General features: G+C 63.9%; 6 protein-coding genes. 3 read left to right on the top strand and 3 right to left on the bottom strand.

The genetic code is table 11. The annotated features are described in order from the left end of the window. Positions 1 to 116: 116 nt before the first annotated feature. The 3 genes from AAFX91_RS37590 to AAFX91_RS37580 all read right to left on the bottom strand — a co-directional run bounded on the left by AAFX91_RS37590 (position 117) and on the right by AAFX91_RS37580 (position 3,234). Entirely contained in the window at positions 117 to 320 is a 204-nt protein-coding gene (locus tag AAFX91_RS37590; protein ID WP_028163903.1) for a tautomerase family protein, read from the bottom strand. 117 nt (positions 321 to 437) lie between these two features. Next, positions 438 to 2,081 carry a histidine--tRNA ligase gene (locus tag AAFX91_RS37585; RefSeq protein ID WP_394569865.1) on the bottom strand — a complete coding sequence of 548 codons (1,644 nt, stop codon included), beginning with the start codon at positions 2,079 to 2,081 and terminating at the stop codon, positions 438 to 440. 73 nt (positions 2,082 to 2,154) lie between these two features. Next, complete coding sequence (locus AAFX91_RS37580) at positions 2,155 to 3,234, bottom strand: branched-chain amino acid aminotransferase (protein ID WP_130583712.1); 1,080 nt, start codon at positions 3,232 to 3,234, stop codon at positions 2,155 to 2,157. 340 nt (positions 3,235 to 3,574) lie between these two features. On the opposite strand from AAFX91_RS37580, the gene AAFX91_RS37575 reads away from it, so the two are divergent. Genes AAFX91_RS37575 through AAFX91_RS37565 form a run of 3 tightly spaced genes read left to right on the top strand, consistent with a single transcriptional unit; the run spans position 3,575 to position 6,264 of the window. Next, positions 3,575 to 4,129 carry a MarR family winged helix-turn-helix transcriptional regulator gene (locus AAFX91_RS37575; RefSeq protein WP_028163906.1) on the top strand — a complete coding sequence of 185 codons (555 nt, stop codon included), beginning with the start codon at positions 3,575 to 3,577 and terminating at the stop codon, positions 4,127 to 4,129. Between the two features lie 41 nt (positions 4,130 to 4,170). Continuing rightward, positions 4,171 to 4,866, top strand: coding sequence for a response regulator (locus AAFX91_RS37570; protein ID WP_130583714.1), 696 nt, complete (start codon positions 4,171 to 4,173; stop codon positions 4,864 to 4,866). A gap of 12 nt (positions 4,867 to 4,878) precedes the next feature. After that, positions 4,879 to 6,264 (top strand): ATP-binding protein, encoded by a 1,386-nt coding sequence (locus tag AAFX91_RS37565; protein WP_130583711.1) that lies wholly within the window; start codon positions 4,879 to 4,881, stop codon positions 6,262 to 6,264. Positions 6,265 to 6,348: the final 84 nt, after the last annotated feature.

Here is a 6,348-nt window from a genome sequence, read left to right as displayed (position 1 = left end):
CCGGACATATGGATGCAGCGATCCGATCACCTCAAAAGCTCTTGTGCCACGGGGGCCGTCCACATATGGGTCCCCGCTCCAGTGCGCAATTGCGCACAAGGCGGGGACGACGAGAGCTACTTCTTCGCCGCGGCGGCGCGCTCAACGAACGTCTTGCCGCCCTTCATCTTGTGGGTGAGCGGCGCCTCGTTGATCTGGATCACGACGGCTTCGGCGTCGACGCCGAGGTTCTTCACGAGCGCCTGGGTGATGTCGAGCATCATGCCCTTCTTCTGCTCTTCGGTGCGGCCGGCAGCCATGTTCACGGTGATCTCAGGCATCTCTCGCTCTCCCTTTTGTTGTCGTTCACTGGCCCGGCCGTCATTGCCGGGCTCGACCCGGCAATCCATCATTTTGAAGATGGATACGCGGGTCAAGCCCGCGTATGACGAATTCAGCTACCCCCACGTCACCTCATGCCGCGCCAGCACCTCGCGGACCTTCGCGACGAGGTCAGCCTCCGCACACGAAAACTGCGCCGGACGGGTCTCGCGCCATTCCTGGTTCGAAGCGATCGCCGCGGCGGCCTTCGCGCCTTCGATCAGGTCCTTGATCTGCACCTCGCTGCGCGCCTTTTCATCGGAGCCCTGGATGATGACGCAAGGCGAGTTGCGGCGGTCGGCATATTTGAGCTGGTTGCCCATGTTCTTGGGATTGCCGAGATAGAGCTCGGCGCGGATGTTGGCGCTACGCAACTGCGCGACCATCTTTTGATAATCCGCGACCCGCTCGCGATCGAACACCGTCACCACCACGGGCCCGAATTGCGGCCGCGTATCGAGCTTGCCAAGCAGCGTCAGCGCCGCCTGCAGCCGCGACACGCCGATGGAAAATCCCGTCGCCGGCACCGGCTCACCACGAAAGCGTGAGACCAGGCCGTCATAACGACCGCCGCCGCCGACGGAGCCGAAGCGAACGGGACGGCCTTTTTCGTCCTTGGTTTCCAGCATGAGTTCTACTTCGTAGACCGGACCGGTGTAGTATTCGAGACCGCGGACGACGGATGCGCTGATCTCGATCCTGTTGGTACCGTAGCCTGCTGACCTGACGAGAGAGTTGATGGCCAAGAGTTCGTCAACGCCTTCGCGGCCAATCTGGCTCGATCCAACGAATTCCCTCATACGTTCGATATAAGCTGCGATGTCGCAGAACATCTGATCGTCGGGATTTTCGGGCACCGAATGCAGGCGGTCGTCAGGAATTGACCCGCCCTCCCTGACCAAACGCCAGATCGGAACATCGGGTCTGCTCGTTTGATTGTGCGGAGCATCAGTGCTCAGATAATAATCGCTCGGGATTGCATACCCGAGGATCGATGCAATCTGTGTCTCATCAAGTCCCGCCCCCTTGGTGAAGTCGCCGCTTTCGTCCTTGCGGCCTTCGCCGAGCAATTGACGTACACCGTCATATCGCAGCCGATCCAATTTATCGATTGCGCGCAAAACCGTGAGCCGCTTTTCAGCATTCTCCTCGCCGCCAAGTCCGATGCTCTCCATCACTCCATCAAGCACCTTCCGGTTATTCACCTTCACCACATAGCTGCCCCGCGGAATCCCCAGCGCTTCCATCGTGTCCGCCGCCATCATGCACATCTCGGCATCCGCGGCCGGCGAGGCAGAGCCCACCGTATCCGCATCGAACTGCATGAACTGGCGGAAGCGGCCGGGGCCCGGCTTCTCGTTGCGGAAGACGTAGCCGGCGCGATAGCTGCGATACGGCTTCGGCAGGTGATCGAAATTCTCGGCGACGTAGCGGGCGAGCGGCGCGGTCAGGTCGTAGCGCAGCGAGATCCACTGCTCGTCATCGTCCTGGAACGAGAACACGCCCTCGTTGGGGCGGTCCTGGTCAGGCAGGAATTTTCCGAGCGCGTCGGTATATTCCATCGCCGGCGTTTCCACCGGCTCGAACCCGTAGCGCTCGAACACCTCGCGGATGGTCTCGGTCATCCGGCGCGTCGCGGCGATCGCGGTCGGCCCGCGATCTTCGAGCCCGCGCGGCAGGCGCGCCTTCAGCTTCTGCGGTTTTTTGGGTTTGTCGGCCATGGGCGCGCATTTAGCAGCGGATGGAGAATGCGGCAACCGTCGCGCCGAGGCGGCGGAATAAATCCGCCGCCGGTCACAGCACCTTTTTGATCCAGTTGTGCGGGTCGGCCGCGCGACCGTACTGGATGTCGACCAGTTGCTTGCGCAGCCCCATGGCGACAGGGCCGGCCTCACCGCCGTTGATGAGAAACTCGCCGCTCGTGGAACACACCTTGCCGATCGGCGAGATCACGGCCGCCGTGCCGCAGGCGAAGGCCTCTTTCAGCTTTCCGCTGGCGGCATCAGCGCGCCACTGGTCGATCGTGTAGGCCTCCTCGCGCACCGGCGTGCCGGCATCCTTCGCGAGCGCGATGATCGAATCCCTCGTGATGCCCGGCAGGATCGTGCCGAGCGGCGGCGTCAGCAGCGAACCGTCGGCAAACACGAAGAAGACGTTCATGCCGCCGAGTTCCTCGATGTAGCGGCGCTCGACCGCATCGAGGAAAACCACCTGATCGCAGCCGTGTTCGATGGCCTCCGCTTGCGCCCGAAGGCTCGCGGCGTAGTTGCCGCCGCACTTGACGGCGCCGGTGCCGCCGATCGCGGCGCGCGTGTAGTTCTCCGACACCCAGATCGACACCGGCGCGGGTCCGCCCTTGAAATAGGAGCCGACCGGCGAGGCGATGACGGCGAAGATGTATTCCGCTGATGGTTTCACGCCGAGGAAGACCTCGCTCGCGATCATGAAGGGCCGCAGGTAGAGACTGCCCTCGCCGCCCGGAATCCAGGCGCGGTCGATGCGCACGAGCTGCTCGACCGCTTCGATGAACACGGGCTCGGGCAGCGGCGCCATGGCCATGCGCTCAGCCGAATTCCAGAAGCGGCGGGCATTGGCGTCGGGACGGAACAGGTTCACGCCGCCATCGTCGCGCTTGTAGGCCTTGAGGCCTTCGAAAATTTCCTGCGCGTAGTGCATGACGGCGGTGGCCGGATCGAGCGTGAAATTCGCGCGGGATTCGACGCGCGCGCCATGCCAGCCCTTCGCCTGATTGTAGCGGACCACAGCCATGTGATCGGTGAAAATCCGGCCGAAGCCCGGGTCCACGAGCCTTGTCGCGCGCTCCTTGTCCGAGGTCGCATTCGCCGCAGGCTGGATTTCGAATTTCAAACTCATATCCTTTGCTTTCCGCCCTTGCTTCCCGCTGTCGGAATCCGCGCGATTGCTGGCGCCGGTCTCTCCGGGCCTGACTGGCTTTGTCGGCCTGGACTTCACCGCCAGCCTTACGGCCGGTTTCCATCGCCGTCATGTCCGAAAGGACATGCTTTTGCCGGATGCTGAAGTCCAGTATGTTTTGTCGAAATGCCGCTCGACAATCGCACGGTAGTCCCAATTTGCGGCCCAAGCCTCCATCACTGGTCTGCTCGTGGCCGATCTAAACTTTGCCAGGGACGAAACGATTTAAAATTTCGTCGTGACTGGCAGTTTTGTAACATTGAACCCAAGATACGTCAATATGGCTGACATAAATTTCTCAACGGCAGCAGCGCAGCCCGATTCTCCGGGAACGGACGTATCCGCTCCCGGGCCTCGGACGGGCGATTTGCGCTGGGACATCATCGAGCTCCTGTTCTTCGCCTATCGCGACTTCGTCGGCGATGCCGATCAGGAGCTGGAGGCGTTCGGCTTCGGCCGCGCCCACCATCGGGTGATGCACTTCGTCACGCGCTATCCGGGGCTCAAGGTCGCCGATCTTCTCGACGTCCTGCGCATCACCAAGCAATCGCTCGGCCGCGTGCTGAAGCAATTGCTCGATGAAGGCTACATCCTGCAGAAGACCGGCAGCAATGACCGGCGGCAGCGGCTGCTTTACGCCACCGCCAAGGGCGAAGCGCTGGTGGCCAAGCTGGCGGGATTGCAGACCGACCGCATCAACCGCGCGGTCGCCGGCCTCGATCCGGGCGGCGTCGAGACCGTGCGGGCGTTCCTGCGCGCGATGATCGACCGCGACGATCCCGACAAGGTGCTGGAGACGATCTTCGGCGGCGCGGCCAAGAAGACGAGGGAGTGAACGTGACGCAGGGAGCAACCATTGCCGCGGCGACGGCACGAATGCCGATGAAACCGGCCGACGACGCGCCGCACCTGCTGCTGGTCGATGACGATCGCCGCATCCGCGATCTCCTCTCGCGCTTCCTCTGCGGCGAAGGCTATCGCGTCACGACCGCCATGAGCGCCAGCGACGCGCGCGCCAAACTACTGGGGCTCAATTTCGACCTGCTGATCCTGGATGTGATGATGCCCGGCGAGAACGGCTTCGATCTCGCGCGCTTCATCCGCGCGTCCTCGTCGGTGCCGATCATCATGCTCACTGCGCGCCACGAGGCGGAAGCCCGCATCGAGGGTCTGCAGATCGGCGCCGATGACTATGTGGCAAAGCCGTTCGAGCCGCGCGAACTGGTGCTGCGGATCGGCAACATCCTCAAGCGCACCGCGCCGCCGCCGGCGCAGACGCTGGAGCAGATCGCCTTCGGCCCCTACGTCTTCCATCTTGACCGCGGCGAATTGCGCCAGGGCGAGGAGATCATCCATCTGACCGACCGCGAGCGGGACATGCTGCGCGTCCTCGCCGCGAGCCCCGGCGAAACCGTGCCGCGCGGCGCGCTGACCGGAGGCGGCACCGTCAACGAGCGCGCCGTCGACGTGCAGATCAACCGCCTGCGGCGCAAGATCGAGCGCGATCCCGCCAATCCCTTGTTCCTGCAGGCGGTGCGCGGCATCGGCTATCGCCTGGTGGCCTCGCCTTAAGCCTTATCCGCCATGAGCACGATCGACACGGGCCTGAGCCTGATCCGCAACGCCTCGCAGCGCGTCTCCCGAGCCAATGGCCGGATGGGAAACGCGTTCAAGAGCTGGATGCCGACCGGCCTCTATGCCCGCGCGCTGCTGATCATGATCGTGCCGATGGTGGTGCTGCAGACCGTGGTGGCCTTCGTGTTCATGGAACGGCACTGGAACACGGTGACGCGCCGCCTCTCCGCCGCTGTGGTGCAGGACATCGCCGCTCTCATCGACGTCTACAAGACCTATCCGCAGGACAAGGACCGCGCGCAGGTGCGCCGGATCGCGCAGCGGCTCCAGCTCGTGGTCGATTTCCTGCCTCCCGGCGACATGCCGCCACCCGGGCCAAAGCCGTTCTTTTCGCTGCTCGACCAGTCGCTGTCGGTGCAGCTCGGCCGCCAGATCGGCCGTCCGTTCTGGATCGACACCGTCGGCAGATCCAACCTGGTCGAGATCCGCGTGCAGCTCGACGACGCGATCATGCGCATCTTCGCGCTGCGCAGCGCCGCCTACGCGTCGAATTCGGAGATCTTCATCTTCTGGATGCTCGGCACCTCCACGATCCTTTTGATCGTCGCGGTGCTGTTCCTGCGCAACCAGATCAAGCCGATCCTGCGTTTGGCGGACGCCGCCGAAAGCTTCGGCAAAGGCCGGGAGGCACCGAATTTCCGGCCACGGGGCGCGCGCGAGGTGCGGCGTGCGGCGCACGCCTTCCTGGAGATGAAGGCGCGCATCGAGCGCACGATCGAGCAGCGCACCGCGATGCTCGCCGGCGTCTCGCACGATCTGCGCACCATCCTGACCCGCTTCAAGCTGGAGCTCGCGCTGCTCGGCGAAGGCCCCGAGATCGACGCCATGCGCAAGGACGTCGACGAGATGTCGATGATGCTGGAGGACTATCTCGCCTTCGCCCGCGGCGACTCTGGCGAGGTCGCACAGCCCACCGACATGACGATGGCGCTGGAGGAATTGCGCAACGACGCCGAGCGCCACGGCCACACCGCGACCGTCGCCTTCCACGGACTGCCCGTCGTGACCGTGAAGCCGGCCTCGTTCAAGCGCTGCCTCGGCAATCTCGTCTCCAATGCGGCGCGGCACGCCAACGCGATCTCGATCACCGGCCACCGCGACCACCGTTATCTCACGATCACCGTCGATGACGACGGCCCGGGCATTCCGGCGGACATGCGCGAGGAGGTGTTCAAGCCGTTCTTGCGGCTCGACGACGCCCGCAACCAGGACGAGGGCGGCACCGGCCTGGGACTGGCCATCGCCCGCGACATCGCCCGTTCGCATGGCGGCGACATCATGCTCGGCGACAGCCCGATGGGCGGCCTCCGCGCGACAGTGAGGGTACCGGTGTAGGGAAACTTTGAGCAACCGGCGACATGGGTAACACTTCAAACCGACGACATGGGTAACACAATTCTCGTTTCGTTCAGGTCTGCT

Origin of the sequence: Bradyrhizobium sp. 31Argb (assembly GCF_043638955.1) — a bacterium.
Lineage (GTDB): Bacteria > Pseudomonadota > Alphaproteobacteria > Rhizobiales > Xanthobacteraceae > Bradyrhizobium.
This window is presented reverse-complemented; position numbering and strand designations above follow the sequence as displayed.

What these genes read in the sequence shown, in the direction of transcription:
- AAFX91_RS37590 (WP_028163903.1), bottom strand. Translation starts at nt 320, where the DNA reads ATGCCTGAGATCACCGTGAACATGGCTGCCGGCCGCACCGAAGAGCAG.
- AAFX91_RS37585 (WP_394569865.1), bottom strand. Translation starts at nt 2,081, where the DNA reads ATGGCCGACAAACCCAAAAAACCGCAGAAGCTGAAGGCGCGCCTGCCG.
- AAFX91_RS37580 (WP_130583712.1), bottom strand. Translation starts at nt 3,234, where the DNA reads ATGAGTTTGAAATTCGAAATCCAGCCTGCGGCGAATGCGACCTCGGAC.
- AAFX91_RS37575 (WP_028163906.1), top strand. Translation starts at nt 3,575, where the DNA reads ATGGCTGACATAAATTTCTCAACGGCAGCAGCGCAGCCCGATTCTCCG.
- AAFX91_RS37570 (WP_130583714.1), top strand. Translation starts at nt 4,171, where the DNA reads ATGCCGATGAAACCGGCCGACGACGCGCCGCACCTGCTGCTGGTCGAT.
- AAFX91_RS37565 (WP_130583711.1), top strand. Translation starts at nt 4,879, where the DNA reads ATGAGCACGATCGACACGGGCCTGAGCCTGATCCGCAACGCCTCGCAG.